This window comes from Bartonella sp. CL71SXKL, from assembly GCF_042194935.1.
Taxonomy (GTDB): Bacteria; Pseudomonadota; Alphaproteobacteria; order Rhizobiales; family Rhizobiaceae; genus Bartonella.
On record NZ_JBHINI010000021.1, the window covers coordinates 1 to 16,764 of the forward strand.

Genomic DNA, 16,764 nt, shown 5'->3' on the forward strand with positions numbered 1-16,764 from the left:
CTGATGCTGTTCTCATAGCCAAAAATCACTTGCAGAGTGCTGTTGCTTGAGGGAACCTCTAAATCATTGCCACTATCATCAAACTCTGCTTCAAATGTATCGGCTTTATTATACAACACATTGATTTATAATGATAATTTACTGTTTTGTATATTGAATGAGAGACCCGAATATTGTAAGATTCTCTCATTTCAAATCTGTTTATATTGCTGAAGTATTTTTTTCAATTTTTTCCTCAATCGTATTGTGTAAAATTAAAATAATCGGGATAGCCATAAAACAACAGATCAAAATAAATAAGCTAAAAATACATATAAAAGTAAAGATATCAAACTCTCTGCCCCCATCCAATACTTGGATAATGACCTTATCCAACATCTGGATAACAAAGTCTACTGCCAAAATGATAACAAATATGCAGATGATTATTCTATAGTCCTTCGATGAAAGGACCATAACTTCTTTAAATGCTAAAACTTCAGATTCTTTATCAAATGCTGAAGAGACTCCCAAAACCTTATTATCTGGATTTTAAAGTGTCTCATGAAATGGTTATGTTTCTTGTATTGTCATACTGGTCTCATTTTTTTCTTTCATTTTCGGAGCGTGTTTCTGGTGCTTCTCCATATCTTTTCCATCTATCTCTTTCCGCTCTTTCACAGTTTCTGTTACACAAAAAACAAAGAGTCCCTATAATAACCATAACGGATATGATGAGTACTATTGCAAATCCCACCGTTCATTCCTTTTTCAATGAAATCGTTGTTTATCATCTCATGCATTCTTCCTCATTTGCATCAATGAACAACTTTCTGTTCTCTTATCGAGATATTTTCTTCAAATTTTGAAGCCTATTGTTTAAACTATCAATTTCGTGATTGAGCCTTTCTAGTTCTTTATTGAGTCGATCAACATGTCCATGATGTTCAGAAATCACTTCTAAATAATGTAATGCTTGAGACTGATCCTTAGGCTTATTTGCTTCATTTAGTTTTCGAAAAGCCTCTGTCCTTTTCTCAACATGCTCAAATATAGTCAAAACCTTCTCGATACGCTCAAAAACCGCATCATTGCGTTGTAGAGTTATTTGATATTTATAAGAAAGTTGTTTGTTGTTTGGCATATTTTTCAGCAATGCCAAATAGAGTTCCTGCTGTTCAAGAGCTATTCTCTTCAAGTCGTCTACCGACACCCCCAATATTTTCATTGTATCGTTCCATCCCCGTTCAGCATTTTCTTTTTCAAACTTGACTGAATCCAACTTTTGAACAGCATCATCGCGCTCCCTAACCACTTTGGAACAAAATAATTTATCTATACCCGTATAGCCATGCGAGGTAGACAAAAAATATGGTAGCAAAAATATGATAAGCAATAAGCCTTCTCTAAACAGAACTTTTTTTGTAAACATTTTTTTATTTTTCTCTGAACACAACAATTTAAATAGACATATAAATTCATAATGAAATTTATTAAATCTATTTTAAATAATCTACAATAAAAATAAAAAATGATAAGTTGTACAACAATTAAATACGCTACACATAGAGTAAATCTATAAAAACTAATTTATTCAACAGAGTAGCCATGGAATTTTCTATCTAGTTTTATATCTCTAGAGGAGTAATTTAATCTTTTATCCATGACTTTAAAAGAGTTTAATACGATGCTATAAATAATTCAAAAATGATATTTTGATTAACAATCATATTAACAATGGTGAAATAATGAGTAGACAAAACAGATAAACACAACCAATGATATTGAAGGGTATAAAAGCTACTTTTAATATAGCTTTGTTTTTTATCAGCAGCAGTAAAAAGTTTGTGTTTTTTACAAAGATTGAAATTTATTCATTTTTTATCGTATATTTTATGCTATCTTCCTTAAATTAATTAAAAGATCATAGAGTATTAAACTGATAGAATGCATTTTTCTCAAGCGGCATTTTTAGAGAAATGTTTATTTAATCAGTGAAGACAAACAATGAGCAAAGTTATAATTTGAAAAGACAGTATATAATATTTATGATCAATGATCTAAATTAGAGACATGAATTGGGGGAGTTTGATCTTTCTTACAGCACAGTAGCTCAAAAAAACAGTAGATGAAGTTTAAAATTCACCATTACCCATCATAAGATGAAAGCTTTCATCCCACGTTTGATTTTTTTAAACTATTTTCTTGTCCTGTCTGTAATATCTAAAGAATATCTTCAAGCACTCATAAGCACTCTTTTAGGTTATCATTTCCATAATCAACGTAACGGTTATCGAGCTTCCATTCAAGATACTGTTTTGCAAAAGGAAATCGTCATTTCAGGATACAGAGGGATTTATGTATTTAGTCACAATGTATCATGCACCCTTCCTCTTATATCAGAAATTTAATTCTTAATCGTAATGACGTGATTAAAAAGCACCTTGCGAGACAATCTTTTTAATAAATTTTTAATAAATAAAGTAAAGATGAATTCTGAAAAAAACTTTTTTAGACGTAAAGTGATACGGAGAAACAGTCAGAAAGAAAGGGGGGGATTACAAATGTTGATGACTATAAAAAAAGATATCAAAAAATTACCAAAAACCGATTTATGGATCATTTGTGCTATTTCACCTGATCAGCAAAGAGAATGGATCAGTAAATGGTATATAAAAAATAAACACACCTCTATAAGTTCTAATTATGTCAATGATCTTGCCGTCCTAGGATCATTTTACAGATCTAGACAAAATGATTGCTATGAAAGCAACAGCCCCACAAGCAACTCCCCTCAAAAGATGACAATCTCATTTATGAGGCTTATGTTGCTCCTCATAATCACTTTAAAATTGCATCATTTCCTTTCATTAATACGCTTTGAAGTCTCATATAGACTAAGGGACCTTTTTAATTTTGGGGTGGTTATGGAAAACAGCTTTCCACCGATCCCTGAATGGGGATATGAAACCGCTCCCTTTTCACAGAAAAATATTCTTTTCAGTGGAAATTCTTATTGTACAATCTATGGAACAACACAATGAACAGACCACGCACCCTTGCTCTCAACTATGGCTCCTATAATGCTGTCCGCATGCTGATCGGCGTTTACCATGCTATTTTTTTAATGTCCATGGGAGTGAGTCTGGCGCAATTAGCTCTGCTTCAGGTTGTCTTTTCCACCACTATTCTGCTGCTTGATTTTCCCTGCGCTGTTTTATCTGACAGATATCGACGTAAATATTCCGTTATGGCTGGGGTCTTTATGACAGGAGTATTTTATATTTTATGCCTTCAAGCTCCCAATATGACAGCACTTATTATTGCGCAAATTCTCTATGCAGCGGGCATTTGCATCATTGTCAGCGCCATTGACGGATGGATTTACCATTCTCTAGGCGATAAACAGGATCACTTTTCGCATTATGCTCATCTCTACCACCAGGTTAACTCTTTCGGAAGTATTCTCAGTGGGATTGTAGGAATTGGAACGATCTATTACTCTGGACAATATTTTATGGGATATATCATCTCATGCCTCATGATGGGATTTATTTTTTTGATATTCCTTATTGTTCCTGAAGAAAAGAAAACGACAATTGAAACGTCCAAAACAAAAACAATCTTGCACAATGCCAAGGAAACGCTCTGGATATTTCAAAATACAGTAGGAGGAGCATGGTTTATTTTCCTCATGTGCCTTTTTAGCGCTGGTATTCAGATTATTTATCATTTCTGGCAACCGATAATACTTTCAGGGGGAAAAATTCATCACCTCAACGGTTCGCAAATGCTCGTCTTGATGTGCTGCCATATTGGAGCCTTTTCAGCACAATATTTTTCAAATTTACTGATGTCTAAGTATCATGTTCTTGATAAAAAATATAAGAATTCTATAAAATATTTTTCCTTCTTTTCTGCTCTGATGTGCATAGCGCTCTATTTTTTAGTTCATAGTCATCAAACTGCTGCATCAGTCATCGCCTTCTCTTTAATCCATGGATTTATTTGCACTGTACCGATCGGTGCAAAAAGCTTATTTTTCTCAGAACTTAACCAAAAACAAACGCAACATATTTCCGGTATTGTTGGTGCTGTCTCTTTTAGCGGAAGAATATTTTCAATTACAGTATTGAGTATTATTTCTTTTCTTCCTGCAAAAGTTTCTCCATCTTACTACCTAATATTACCGACCATTACTTTTTTCATGTGTGGTTTGGTTGTCATGAGATGGATGAAACACTCTCAAAAGTCTCTATGAGAGGAAAACCATAACATTTCACCCAGAATGTTTTCTTCTAAAAGAAATCGATACTTTTTTGAGAGCATTGCCACATCCAACTTTCAATATACAATGCAAATATAAAGCAACACATTGATTTATAATCATAATATACCAAACTTGAATATTGTAAGATTCTTTCTTTTCAAATCTATTTTATGGTTGAAACAATCAAAATCATTTGCTTGCACATCATAAGTGGAGAAAGCCGTATAGATAAAAACGATTTAGAAAAGAAAAAATGCCTTTTATGAACTCTCATAGTCAAAATCTATAACAACAGGAAGGCAGATATATAATATGCCTCTTTGCATCTTCATAAGGATACAAATGGTGTGGCTTTATATGTCTCACAGAAACTTTTGTGTTTTATACCATTTACGAGGTGGCGTCGCAAAATGGGCTTATACACATTGCAAAGATATCTCTTTAAAACAAGTGCATAAATTGGCAACACAAGTATATTTGTGTTTAGAACATGCTTTTTATATGAGAGGCATAATCCCAACGGGATAAACAAAAGCGTGAGATACGCAATCTTCATTATTTAAAGGACACGACCATAGAGATTCATGAAATTTGTAAAACTGAATTAATAAGATGATGATAAAAATGGGAGCTCATTTCCATCTTTTCCGTTTTCATATTTTTTTCAAAATTAAAAGATCCTTCCGTTTTTAGAAATAACTCGCTAACAGATATATACAATATTTTCTCCCCTATTTGATATATAAAAGCTGACATAACCGATAAAGCAGTAAACCATCTTAAATATTGATCTCAAATATGCCGTTGTATAAGGAATAGGTGTTGATTGACACGCAAAAGCAAAAGCTTAGTAAAACAACGTCATAAAATAATAAATATGCCACCAAACGATTGAAACGACATAGGGAGATCAAAAACACTTTGTAGAACCAAATCCGTAACATATCTAGCTTTACGGCCGCTTATTCTTATAAACGTGCGTGCTGCTCCCTATATCCATAAAATAAATAAGCAATCCTTAGCTAAAAAATATGCAACGTCAATGTGATTGCTATAACAGAGCTTCGCTTTCTCCTTTATCAACAATAGCGATTTACATGAAACATCTTGCGCTTAAAATATCCCCCATTGGTTTTGCTTTAGTTTACACCATTAGAAAAGAAATTTTTGTACCTTGTTTCATGAAACATAAAATTAAAAATCAACACAGGAATTAAGAAAATGAGCAACCACACGCGCTGCTAATACAGGTATTACAATTTCGCACATAAATTTAGATGGAAGGAAGATAAAATAGCACCACTCTATAGCAGAGTAGCTGATAGAAAACGCCTAGCAAGAAAAGCAATCAAAAAACTTCACAAAATTGAGATTGGTAGAAAAGCAAATGAGCACAAATCACTGAAAACAAAATTCCTATACACAATCAACTGCTTTTATAACAATAAATGGCGGAGAGGAAGAGATTCGAACTCTCGAGAGCCTTTTGAGCCCTACTCCCTTAGCAGGGGAGCGCCTTCGACCACTCGGCCACCTCTCCAACAGAGAGGCATAAATGGTATCAACAGAAAGTTCAAGACATTTTCGATTTTTTTCCCAAATATCTGAAAATTTTTCTCCTATTGATCCCATAGGGAGCAAAAGTTAATAAAACAAGAATTGTGTCTTTTTTACCACAGCATCTCGAATAGTACATATATATATTACAAAAAGGTAATTTCATATTTGAAACTCTAAAAAGATTAGTTATAGCTAAGATAACAAGTGCTGCGTATTTTACTTATGTCTTTGTCCTTAATGCGTTAGGCAAATGGTACTCTTTAGAAGAAATTTAACCGGACCGCGGAGATCCCATATGAATATTAAATCCCTCTTTTTAAGCTCTACAGCAGCTTTTTTAGCAATTTCTGGAGCACATGCCGCTTCAACAGTTATCGCCGAACCCGAACCTGTAGAATATATTCGCGTTTGTGATGCCTACGGAAAAGGATATTTCTATATCCCTGGAACAGAAACCTGCATGCGTTTATCAGGAAATGTTCGTACTGATTTTATAGGCGGTAATAATATCGATGCAACAACCGAAACTGAACTAAGAAACAAAAGAAAAACCTACGGCGCCGCATCACGGCTCACCCTTGTTTTTCAAGCAGCTTCTGAAACAGAAATGGGAACACTTCGTTCATATGCAAGAATTTATTCAAACTGGGGTGATGGTAGAGACAACGCTGCTGCAAGGCTTGCCGCGGCTTACATTGAACTGGGTGGTTTTCGCGTAGGTCTTGATGACACAATTTTCAACAGCTGGACTGGTGATTATGGAGATGTTCTCAATGATGACAGCATAGCGCCTGCCGGCACAACACGCACCAATTTTATTTCCTACACCTTTAATGGTGATTCCGGCTTTTCTGCTATTATCGGTGCTGAATTAGGCAATAATGCAGATTCTCTTCCAGGAATAACAGGATACTACATTGATAAAGATGATAAGCTTGTTTCTATCACTGAGGGTACTCTTCCAAGTAAAGCAATTAAAAATTACACCCCGAATGTGATTTTGGGTATAAAGTTCATGCAAAAATGGGGTGGTTTTTCAGCAGTTGCAGCATATGATGCTTACTACAAAAAGTGGGCTGGAAAAGTACGTGCAGATTTCAATGTCAACGATCGTTTCAATCTATGGGTAATGGCTGGCTATAAAAATGGCCTTGATTACTACACAGTAAATGAAAATGATGAATTATCACGACAAAGCACAACGATTTATGCAAACTGGGGTGGTAAATGGGCTGCTTGGGCGGGTGCCACTTACAAGCTTACTCCAAAAGCAAATTTGAATGCTCAAGTTTCTTATAGTGCTGTAAAAACCTTTGCAACTTCTGTAAATATTACATACACGCTGGTTCCAGGATTTGTGATTACACCTGAATTAACCTATGTTTCTTGGAATGATGATCGCGTTGTGACGGATAAAAATAATGATGAAAAACATTTATTCAATAAGAAAAGTGCTTTTCAAGGTATGATCCGTTTACAGCGTTCATTCTAATCCTATTTAAGCTACAGCTTTTAAAAACTGGCAACATGGTTTGCCAGTTTTTATTTTTGGAATCAAATATCATGAATATCTTTTCCTGATACGTATTGTCTCTCGGAAAAAAACGACTTAGTTTCATAAAACTACTCTCAGAAGATTAACCCTGATATGCTTGATAAGAGCACTGCATACGGGCGTTTACACATCACTTCAAACACAATCTCTTCCTTGCCCTTTAAAGCATGAGCAAACCCTTTTGCTTTATGACAAAATTGGTCTTTCTTAGCAATTTACTTCTAACCTTTGTTAATTTAGGTCATGAACTTCTCTGGTCAATTCTGTACTGAACAGATAAAATATTGAAAAAAACAAGACATCATTGTGTTTTTGATATGCCTGAATGTGTCTTCTATCAACACTCTAAAACACAATGTTTTATAACACGGCTTCATTAAAAAACTTAATCATCAAGAAACATGCTGTCAAAACGATGCAAATATTCCCTAAAGCAATAAAAGAGAAAAGCGATATATCTTCAAAAAATGAATTGACCTCTTCCCCTTCTAAAGAATAAAGCCCCTATCAGGAGCAATCTGTAAATACCCCTATTTTTCCTGAACCTACATCACATTGATTTATAATCATAATTTATTATTTTTCATGTTTCAATCAACCAAAACCTTTCACTTGTACAACAAGCGGAGAGAGCCGTGTGAATAAAAACGAGTAAAGAAAACCCTTTTATGAATCGTTTTAAACTCCAAGGGTTGTCGTAACATTGAGATCTGACAAAGTGTACGATAGTGCTAGGCACTTTTATTAAGCATAAAAATGAGGATACACTTCATAGAGGATTTTAGATTATATTCTCTATAAACGTCGCTGTAAAATATGTGTTGTAATACGCATTAAAAGACATTGCTTTAAAACAAGCATGGAAATATACAACACAAGTCCATTTTATTTGAAGCGTTTTATCCTGCGTAAGGAGCATGCCATCATATACGCAACATCTTGACTTTACGCGTTTTTAAAGGACGAAAAATATAAGACAAAGAAACAGTAAATTTAATCTTTGCAAATCATAGAGCTTTCAGAGTTATGTTTTCATAAAACGCCTTATACCGTACATGGGATTTTTTACACGATTAATGCCTTTTTTACATAAAACGCATTGGCAAAAAGCAGCCTCTCTTGATAATAAAAAGGCTTACACGTAATCATAAGCCATATTTTCAATTAAAACGCATTGAATTCACGGAAAATACTTATCAACCAATGCATAAAGAATTGCTGCTGTTTCAACATCTAGAATCCCATCATAATTTTCTTGACGAAAATGAAGTTGAAATGCTCGGATCAAATCTTTGTATCCTGTTTGGGGACACGCAGCAGAAATGTCATATCCATAACATTTTAGCTTCGCCAAAACATCTTCTTTGGGTGGAAAATTCTTAGAGAATTGCTCTTGATAATGACTTTTTAGTTCATCATCATACCATGCTCCTATACCTGCCTTATAAAGTTCTTTCCATGGAAAAGCTGCTCCTGGATCACTTTTTCTTCCAATGGCAATATCACTATGTCCCACCACATCAGTTGGCATAATATCGGGATACCGTTGAAGAATATTTAAGGCAAGTTCCTTAACGGCATCAATTTGTATTGGATTATAAGGAGGAAATATCCCCCCCTCATCATGATAAGCCATAAAATCAACTGTCTCTTCTGGAGACTCAGAATGACCCGTCGCTAAATTAACGATTTCAATCCCGATAGATGCATCATTGAGATGACTATGCCCAGCCCATGAACTCACACCCGCATGCCATGCACGCTCATTTTCATCGACCAGATTAAAAATACGCATGTCCTTAAAGCCTGCCTCACGATATGTCTGCTCTGAAGGATCAGGAACAAGATAGTGTGCACTAACCTTTTCTCCTGTAAGCGCCATAATCGAGGCTTTAAAATCAAGAGCCGTATAATGCATGACGAGAAAACGAACGCGACGATTAAAACTCTTGACAGAACGATAACTGTTGTAATCAATCTGATACATAAAAGCCCTTTCTTTGTTGCTTAAAAAGACCACTGCGCACCACAACAAATAGGATACGAACTGTTAAAATTTCGCAATGAACTTCCTAATCTAGATACTAAGAATTACGCCTAAAATTTGTTCATCAAAAACATTGACACTCTTATCAACAATTAAGACACATTTTTATTTCTCCCCCACACACGCGTAAAATGTTTTTAACCACATTCACAAATACACCGCATTAAATCTTTTCCCCAAACAAATTCCTACAAATTACCAATCGAAAAGAAAACAAAAGCGTAAAATGATCACTCATTAAATCTTCACGTCTTACAGAAAAAATAATTCTTCCTGTTATCAAATTGAAAAATATCGCCCCTCGGAAGCGAACACCCAACGATCATGCAATCACACAAAAACTTAAAGGAAAAATTTTATGAGCTCTTTACAGCAATTTATTATCAGATAACTGAACGGAACATGTTCACAATAAACTGGACATATATTTCAATAAAATTTGCAAAACTTGCCTGTAAATGACACGACTTCTTGTCTTTTCACACCATTGCTTTTTGATTTACAAAGAATCTGAATTATTTACAACGCTTGAGGCACATGAAGTCTCTGGATTCCTTGTCATCAGCTCTATGAAATATAACATATTGATTTATAATCATAATTAATCATTATAAATATTGAATGTAGCGAACCTAATATCGTAAAGTTTTTCTTAATTTTGAATCAATCAAAGTCATTTAATGACACATCAAAAGAAAAAATACCCTATAGACAAAAACCACTGAAGAAAAGGATCAAAATACTTCTTATAATAGAACGTTTAATAATTTAAGAAATATTGTTACGTCCCCATAGAGGTTCATTTTTTCTTCTCCGTTTTCAAATATCTTTTTAAAACCAACCAAGCTGCATATTCTTGTAAGACGACACCTAAAAGTGGTCGCGTATAGGGAAAAGTAATATGATCCTCACCATAACCTTTCATCCGTATAGCCATGGTAGCATGTCCAAGGCTTTCTGCTTGATTTTCTAATGTCTCCAAGGAAGGCTCTAGGCTCACTTCAACCTCAAGCAGTGGAATATCTTGTTTACCTTTTTCTATGGGCTGAAAATATTCTAAAAGCCGCGGATCATTGGCAGACCAATGAACCTCAACGTGCATTGCTAATTGTTTACAAGCAGTAGTAACTTCTGCACCAACCAAATAGGGATGAAAATGATTTTCAAATTCTTCCACGAAATGTTGTTCCAAGGGCGCTTCTGATTGACCAACAAGCTGTACAAGAACATAGGGGCTTTTCCATAAAAAATGCCGTTCAAAGGGTTCATTTTCAAGATGATCATCAACCCACTGCGCAATTGTACTTTCATCAATTCCAATCAAAGTCCATGCATACCCCGCACGCGATACAAAAGAATATTTCTTCTCGTTGTGTTCTAAATAATTCTCTAAAAGCGCAAGAGCCTGTGATGGTGGACCAGGCAAAACAACAAGCGTACTTCCATCGCAAGAGAGATAAAAGCCTGGTGCTGTGCCTGTAGGATTATCAAGCACGGTTGCTGTCTCAGGAAACAATGCTTGACGCGCATTACTCTTATCCACCAAAATCCCTAATCGTTGTAATTGACCTTTTATTGTTTGCCAAACATCTTCATGATGTAGTAAAGGCTGCTTTACAGCTTGAGCAACTCCATCGCGTGTTATGTCATCTGATGTTGGTCCCAATCCCCCACTGATAATGATAAGATCTTCTTGTCCAAGACAAGAAACAACAGTCTCACTGATTTGCTGTAATTGATCAGCACAAACAAAATGACGTGTGACTTGAATATTTCTCTTGTTCAAGCTTTGGCTTAAATCTTGTAAATTCGTATTCAAATATTGTCCTGAAAGGAGTTCATCACCAACAGTGATAATCGCCGCACGACAAACAAAGACAGGCTTCACAAGAGAATTGCGAACAGCTTCAGCCATTTGACAGGTAGAGGCGACACCTCCAAGATCATAGGTAACGGTTTTTCCAGCACGAATAACCTGATCAACACTCTCAGATAATTGTTTTGCTGCATCTTTAAAGCCTAAATGCTCTAAGAGTAAAGCCGTGGTATAAAGCATCGCAGAAGGATTTGCTTTATTTTGTCCAGCAATACGTGGTGCGCTTCCATGAACAGGTTCAAAACAAACAATCTCGCTCCCCACATTCGCATGAGATGCAAGCCCCAATCCCCCCATTATCCCAGAGCCAAGATCAGAGAGAATATTGCCAAACATGTTTTCAGCAACAATCACACCAAACCGCTCTGGCTTGGTTGCAATCCACAAAGCAACCGCATCAACATTATGAATATCTGCTTCAATTTCCGGATAGTTTTGCGCAATTTTCTCAAAAATTTCCTGAGCAAATTGTCCACTTTCTCGCATAACATTGGGCTTATCAGCAAAAGTAACGCGCTTAAAGCCATATTTCCTCGCATAAGAAAAAGCATATTCAAATAACCGCTCTAAACCAAAGCGTGTCTGCAAACGGACTGTCCACGCAGCTTCCTCAAGCCCATATTTTGTCAAATTTGGATGTTTTAGCCAAACGGCTTTTTCAGGAGAAATACCCCGAAAATCCAATCCAGCATAAAGGCCTTCACTATTTTCTCTGATAACACAAAAATGAAAAGGTTTTCTCGGACCAGAGATGTATCTTACAGGACGTATATTTGCAAACAAACCTAACTTTTGGCGAAGTTGAAGTGCGGGAGCAACATAGGCAAGGTTTTTCTCTTTTAAATGCGGAGCAAGTTCTTTTAAAGCCGCTTCTTTTCTTTTATTGGTCACAGCACCAAGTAAAATAGCATCACTCTGAGTAATTTTTTGCCAAGTCGCTTGAGGGACAGAATCTCCTTCCTGTTTCCAACATTCAAAACCAATATCACCATAAGTCAATTCAATCGGCAATTGAAATTGCTCTAAAACCATCAACGCAGCATCACAAACCTCTAGGCCTATCCCATCACCAGGTAAGACAAGAACTTTCTTTTTCATAGTCCCTCCATCCACTCATCAATGACTGCATCCGTCATAGTAGGATTATCCTCCCACAAACGCGTACCAGCACCAGAGATAAGCTTATATTCATGATTCAGATTATGACTTTTTGTCTGATTATCTACCGTTGCAAGTTGCGACTTTTCTCCCACTAAAGCTAAAAACTTCCCCTTATACTTAACTATTTCATCTCTAGCATCTATTTCTAATAAGAGTTTAAACCCTCTTGTCATGCGTTCAATTGCCACGCTTTTTTGTTTATCGGGAATCTCCAATAAAACTCTTTTTTTCATAATGCCAGAAGGATGCATAAAACCATTGAGTATTTCCAAAGCCCCCGATAAATCATTATTTTCTAAGGAGGCAAGAATATCTCCAAGGCGCCGTTGCAAAACCTTATCTGGATAGCCAGGTGCATTCACAGCAAGCACAGCTTGAACATTGGGAAGCTGGGCTGCCAATATTTGTACCAATGTTCCAGCCATAGAAAATCCCACAAGCACTGCGGGCTCTTTAAAATAGCTTTTAAGTTTTTCTGCCATAAAAGATAAAATGTCTACAGCAGAATAATTGAGAACATGAGAACCCTTAGGAAAAAGAGAAAGCGTATCCAGCAGAGTGACAGGGAATCCTTTTGTTAAGCATAGCTTTGTCAATGGAGAACAAAAAACACCCCCATCCCAAATTGGCATTACAGGAGAGAGAATAATAATAGGAAGTCCCATTGATCAATTCCTCCCCTTATTTTTAAACATGCATTAGAGCCAGAACTTTTCCTACGCAATATAATGAAAATATGTTGAAACTCTATGCTCATATTCTCCCCTCATAATAATCGATTTGTTAAACTCAAACTAAGCTTGTAACAAATTTTAAACCCACTCAATCCAGCAACTTAATAAAAAAAAATCATCTAATGTACAGGTGCCCCATTTGTGTAAAACATCAAAAGCATTTCCGCATAATGCTTTCTTTTTATCATTTCACTCAGCTTATTTCTGAAGTCATAAAATGACGCGCTTTTTGAATATAAATGATAAAACCAATCATACAACACACAGCTAACAAAGTTGCCATAGCCCGTGGGCTATGACCAGAGATTTTTCCGATAACCGCTGCACTGAGTGCCGCACTTCCTAATTGCAAAGATCCCATAACACCAGAAGCCGCTCCCGCAGCTTTCGGATGCGATGAAATAGCCAACGCTGTTCCTAACGGCAATAAAAAACCATTTCCAAAAGTAAGAACAGCAATAGCCATAAAACTTGTCACAAGGGGCCATGGGCTTAGATACATTTGCAAAGCAAACAGCACACCACCTATCACAAAAATAATGTACCCTCTGCCCACAGTTTTTTCCATAGACTCGCGTTCAAAAAACCATCGCGCCAAAAGATTTCCCAAAATATAGGGAAACGAAACACCAATATAGCTATAACTAATGTGTATCGGTGATAACCCCAAAGTCGTGAGTAAAAAAGGCGACTCCACAATATAAGCAAAATAGGCAGCGTAAGAAAAACACGGAATAAGTGCATAAAAAATAAATTGTTTATTTCTGAAAACACCTAAATATGCCTTCATCAATCCTACCGGAGAAAAATGCTGCCGCCTTTGAGGGGGTAGAGTTTCGCTTAGCACAAAACAACATAGCAAAATGGTCAAAAATATAAAAAAGCTTAAAAAGATAAAAGTTGCCTGCCAATGAAAAGCTTGTATCAAAAGTCCACCAATGAAAGGTGCAAGCGCTGGTGACATTCCAATAAAAGGGAAAACAATCAAATAAAGTTTTCCAGCCGCTTTTTTATCCAACAAATCATTGATAATTGCACGACTTAAGACAAGTCCCGCACAAGCACCAAGACCTTGCAAAAAACGTAACACAAGAAAAGCGTGAATATGAACCGTATAAATCACACCAAGTGTCGTAAATAACCACAAGAATAATCCCAATAGAAGTGTTTTTTTACGCCCAAAATTATCACTCAGCGGCCCATAAATGAGCTGTCCAAGTGCCAATGCCAACAAAAAAACCGCCACTGCACTTTGAATTTGAGATTGTGTCACTTGATAATATTGACGCATATCGCCCAGTGCTGGTAAAAAAATATCGGTAGAAATCAAACCTCCTGTTGATAAACATACGATAAGTATAATGAATGGTAATGTATATTTATGTTTCATCAGGAAAGTCACATTTCTTAAATTTAAAAATATTTAAATTTTACGTTTATAGAAAAATAATAATTTATATTTATAAATATAAAGCTATTTTAACTTTATCCACAGGGAATAAAATAATCAATTTTCTTTATTCTTTTACTTTATTCGAGAATAATTCAGCTTGTTGATACATAAATCCAGTGTATGATCCGCACGCACACACTCAACACGTAAATAAACACTTAGTGCTTCACTTTATAATTAATTTTAAAGCATAGCAAATCGCAATTTTAAAACTATACGCAAAAGAAGCTAAAAGATCAAAACTCCCCTTTAGAGATATATTTCCCAATCCGAAATAGCGCATTTTGTTGTATTCATGTTGCCCTATCTTCATCAGCTTTTTTTCATTGATATCATCAACAAAAACGCTCCCAAACTCTATCCCTCTCCATGACAACAACATCACTTTCCCGACAACATCTTTTATCAGAAGTGGTTTACAACGCTCAAAGAAAAAAGAAGCCACAAACTCCCTCTCCTCAAAACTCCCCACGCAAATATTATTGTAACAATACAGCATATAATAATGGCTCATGGAGAAGTCTTTATCAACACAAATAATTGAGCAAATAAACTTAATAGCCCACTAATATCATCCACTAATATCATAAAGCAAATTGTGCTTCTATCTCGCTCTAAAATCTAAATTCATCTTGTCCATTTTGTTAGAATTTCATTCTACATAGCCAGCACAAAGTTTATTGCCTAAGCTATTGACAAACATGCTATAATAAAAATTTGATAAATCATTCTGCATCTAATTTAGAAAGCAAGGAGAAGCTAGTAATGAATATAACAGAACGAGCCATGTAGCAATTACTTGTACCTATTAAAGTGGAAGGAAAGACATACACAGAAATCACCTTACGCCGCCCGAAATTTAAAGACTTAAAAGCAATACAGAACAAAGAAGGCGACGAGCAATCGATTGAAATGATCGCATGTCTTTCAGGGTGGTCCTATAATGCCATCAGTAAACTTGGTGTTCGTGATTTTTTAAACATTAAAGACATTGACGGGCCTTTAATAAAAGAATGACTAAAAGAGTTTGATAAAATGCTAAACAAAGTAAATGCACCCATAAAAAGCATAATGGATGAATGTATTTTAATCGACAGTAAACCCGAAAAACGCACAAGTAACCTTTACACAAATACATTTGAAACAGAAGACATGACAACTGCAAATGCAAAAGTGAAAACCTGTAGCACCTATGAACCGATTACAGTTCATAATCCCTACGTCATAAAGGTGGAACGCATGACCTTTACAAAAGGCACTTTCTTAGTACAAGATGGTCCATCGAACCAAATTTATCTCTCAAATCAAAGTGCTCTTACATCGTATAAAAAAACTGCGGGCGAAACTAAAAAACAACCTTTGGAGAGAATCTCAAAACTTTTGGACATTGTCTCAAAACTTTTCAACTTTCCTCTCTGGTTTTGGGAGTTTTTACTCAAAGAACTTAGAAAATTTTTCTAGCATTGTTTTGATATAGAGCAATAAGAGAAGGAAAAACAGCTTAGAACACTAATGTTTCTTCCTTCTCTTTTATCTCTCATAGCTTTTTGAATTGAATACTTTTGATATTTATTTTGAATAATTGAAGCATTCTTTTAATTATAAGTACAATATAAAAAACTAAAATTTTAGAAGACGCGCTGTTTTTACAAAAAAATGAATAATAAAATAAAGACTCCAGAATTTTACTTTTTACCTTCAAACATAATCAATGATGGAAAAGCGTTTACAAAGTTTTCCTCAAGCAGTATCTGGGACATTACTTGAAAGAAAAGCATTAAGAGAGCTTACTTTTAAGCTAAGGGGGAAAGATTAAACTTCACAACGACATTCAATCTTTTAAACATTGCAGTACAGAACGGGAAAAGAGAGCCATTCCTTTATTCCTCATAGACCGTTTATCCCCCCATCAACTAAAATTCTCGATAAACTGGTATTATCAGTTCTAGACTGGAGTCATGTAAGAAGAATTTTAAGTAATGATCACCGTCTTGTTTTCGATGTTTTCTGTCCTTTTTGGCGCATATCTATTCACTTTTGGAACATAATTTACAAAAAGGCATTGTATCTCCAGCATATTCAAGGAGATAAAACATGGAAACTCGCATTCCTGAAAACACACCATTCGA

General features: G+C 35.5%; 10 protein-coding genes, 1 tRNA gene and 2 pseudogenes. 5 read left to right on the forward strand and 8 right to left on the reverse strand.

Annotated elements, in window-relative coordinates:
* The 3 genes and pseudogenes from ACFILA_RS08180 to ACFILA_RS08190 all read right to left on the reverse strand — a co-directional run.
* Positions 1–110: pseudogene (locus tag ACFILA_RS08180) on the reverse strand (late control protein); the annotation flags it as partial.
* Between the two features lie 91 nt (positions 111–201).
* Entirely contained in the window at positions 202–513 is a 312-nt protein-coding gene (locus ACFILA_RS08185; protein ID WP_375660968.1) for a hypothetical protein, read from the reverse strand.
* A 307-nt stretch (positions 514–820) separates the two neighbouring features.
* Positions 821–1,411, reverse strand: a complete 591-nt coding sequence (locus ACFILA_RS08190; RefSeq protein WP_375660969.1) for a hypothetical protein — start codon at positions 1,409–1,411, stop codon at positions 821–823.
* 1,608 nt (positions 1,412–3,019) lie between these two features.
* Between ACFILA_RS08190 and ACFILA_RS08195 the strand changes: the two genes are divergently transcribed.
* Positions 3,020–4,240, forward strand: a complete 1,221-nt coding sequence (locus ACFILA_RS08195; RefSeq protein WP_375660970.1) for an MFS transporter — start codon at positions 3,020–3,022, stop codon at positions 4,238–4,240.
* Between the two features lie 1,234 nt (positions 4,241–5,474).
* A pseudogene (locus tag ACFILA_RS08200) lies at positions 5,475–5,614 on the forward strand (integrase); the annotation flags it as partial.
* 84 nt (positions 5,615–5,698) lie between these two features.
* On the opposite strand, the gene ACFILA_RS08205 reads toward ACFILA_RS08200, so the two are convergent.
* A tRNA-Ser gene (locus tag ACFILA_RS08205) sits at positions 5,699–5,789 on the reverse strand.
* Positions 5,790–6,104: 315 nt separating this feature from the next.
* On the opposite strand from ACFILA_RS08205, the gene ACFILA_RS08210 reads away from it, so the two are divergent.
* Positions 6,105–7,301, forward strand: a complete 1,197-nt coding sequence (locus ACFILA_RS08210; protein WP_375660971.1) for a porin — start codon at positions 6,105–6,107, stop codon at positions 7,299–7,301.
* 1,243 nt (positions 7,302–8,544) lie between these two features.
* Here the strand turns inward: ACFILA_RS08210 and ACFILA_RS08215 are convergent.
* The 4 genes from ACFILA_RS08215 to ACFILA_RS08230 all read right to left on the reverse strand — a co-directional run bounded on the left by ACFILA_RS08215 (position 8,545) and on the right by ACFILA_RS08230 (position 14,572).
* Complete coding sequence (locus ACFILA_RS08215) at positions 8,545–9,351, reverse strand: N-acetylmuramoyl-L-alanine amidase (protein ID WP_375660972.1); 807 nt, start codon at positions 9,349–9,351, stop codon at positions 8,545–8,547.
* An 859-nt stretch (positions 9,352–10,210) separates the two neighbouring features.
* Positions 10,211–12,385, reverse strand: a complete 2,175-nt coding sequence (locus ACFILA_RS08220) for an isocitrate/isopropylmalate family dehydrogenase (protein WP_375660973.1) — start codon at positions 12,383–12,385, stop codon at positions 10,211–10,213.
* A complete protein-coding gene (locus ACFILA_RS08225; protein WP_375660974.1) occupies positions 12,382–13,113 on the reverse strand; it encodes an alpha/beta fold hydrolase in 732 nt (243 codons plus the stop codon). Before ACFILA_RS08225 ends, ACFILA_RS08220 begins: the two co-directional genes overlap by 4 nt.
* Positions 13,114–13,375: 262 nt before the next feature.
* Positions 13,376–14,572 carry a multidrug effflux MFS transporter gene (locus tag ACFILA_RS08230; RefSeq protein WP_375637839.1) on the reverse strand — a complete coding sequence of 399 codons (1,197 nt, stop codon included), beginning with the start codon at positions 14,570–14,572 and terminating at the stop codon, positions 13,376–13,378.
* Between the two features lie 876 nt (positions 14,573–15,448).
* Here ACFILA_RS08230 and ACFILA_RS08235 point away from each other — a divergent pair.
* Entirely contained in the window at positions 15,449–15,652 is a 204-nt protein-coding gene (locus tag ACFILA_RS08235) for a phage tail assembly protein (protein ID WP_375660975.1), read from the forward strand.
* 54 nt (positions 15,653–15,706) lie between these two features.
* Positions 15,707–16,096, forward strand: coding sequence for a hypothetical protein (locus ACFILA_RS08240; protein ID WP_375660976.1), 390 nt, complete (start codon positions 15,707–15,709; stop codon positions 16,094–16,096).
* Positions 16,097–16,764 lie beyond the last annotated feature (668 nt).

Bases quoted from the DNA above. Each gene is read 5' to 3' on its own strand.
- ACFILA_RS08190 (WP_375660969.1), bottom strand. From the start codon at position 1,411: ATGTTTACAAAAAAAGTTCTGTTTAGAGAAGGCTTATTGCTTATCATA.
- ACFILA_RS08195 (WP_375660970.1), top strand. From the start codon at position 3,020: ATGAACAGACCACGCACCCTTGCTCTCAACTATGGCTCCTATAATGCT.
- ACFILA_RS08210 (WP_375660971.1), top strand. From the start codon at position 6,105: ATGAATATTAAATCCCTCTTTTTAAGCTCTACAGCAGCTTTTTTAGCA.
- ACFILA_RS08215 (WP_375660972.1), bottom strand. From the start codon at position 9,351: ATGTATCAGATTGATTACAACAGTTATCGTTCTGTCAAGAGTTTTAAT.
- ACFILA_RS08220 (WP_375660973.1), bottom strand. From the start codon at position 12,385: ATGAAAAAGAAAGTTCTTGTCTTACCTGGTGATGGGATAGGCCTAGAG.
- ACFILA_RS08225 (WP_375660974.1), bottom strand. From the start codon at position 13,113: ATGGGACTTCCTATTATTATTCTCTCTCCTGTAATGCCAATTTGGGAT.
- ACFILA_RS08230 (WP_375637839.1), bottom strand. From the start codon at position 14,572: ATGAAACATAAATATACATTACCATTCATTATACTTATCGTATGTTTA.
- ACFILA_RS08240 (WP_375660976.1), top strand. From the start codon at position 15,707: ATGGATGAATGTATTTTAATCGACAGTAAACCCGAAAAACGCACAAGT.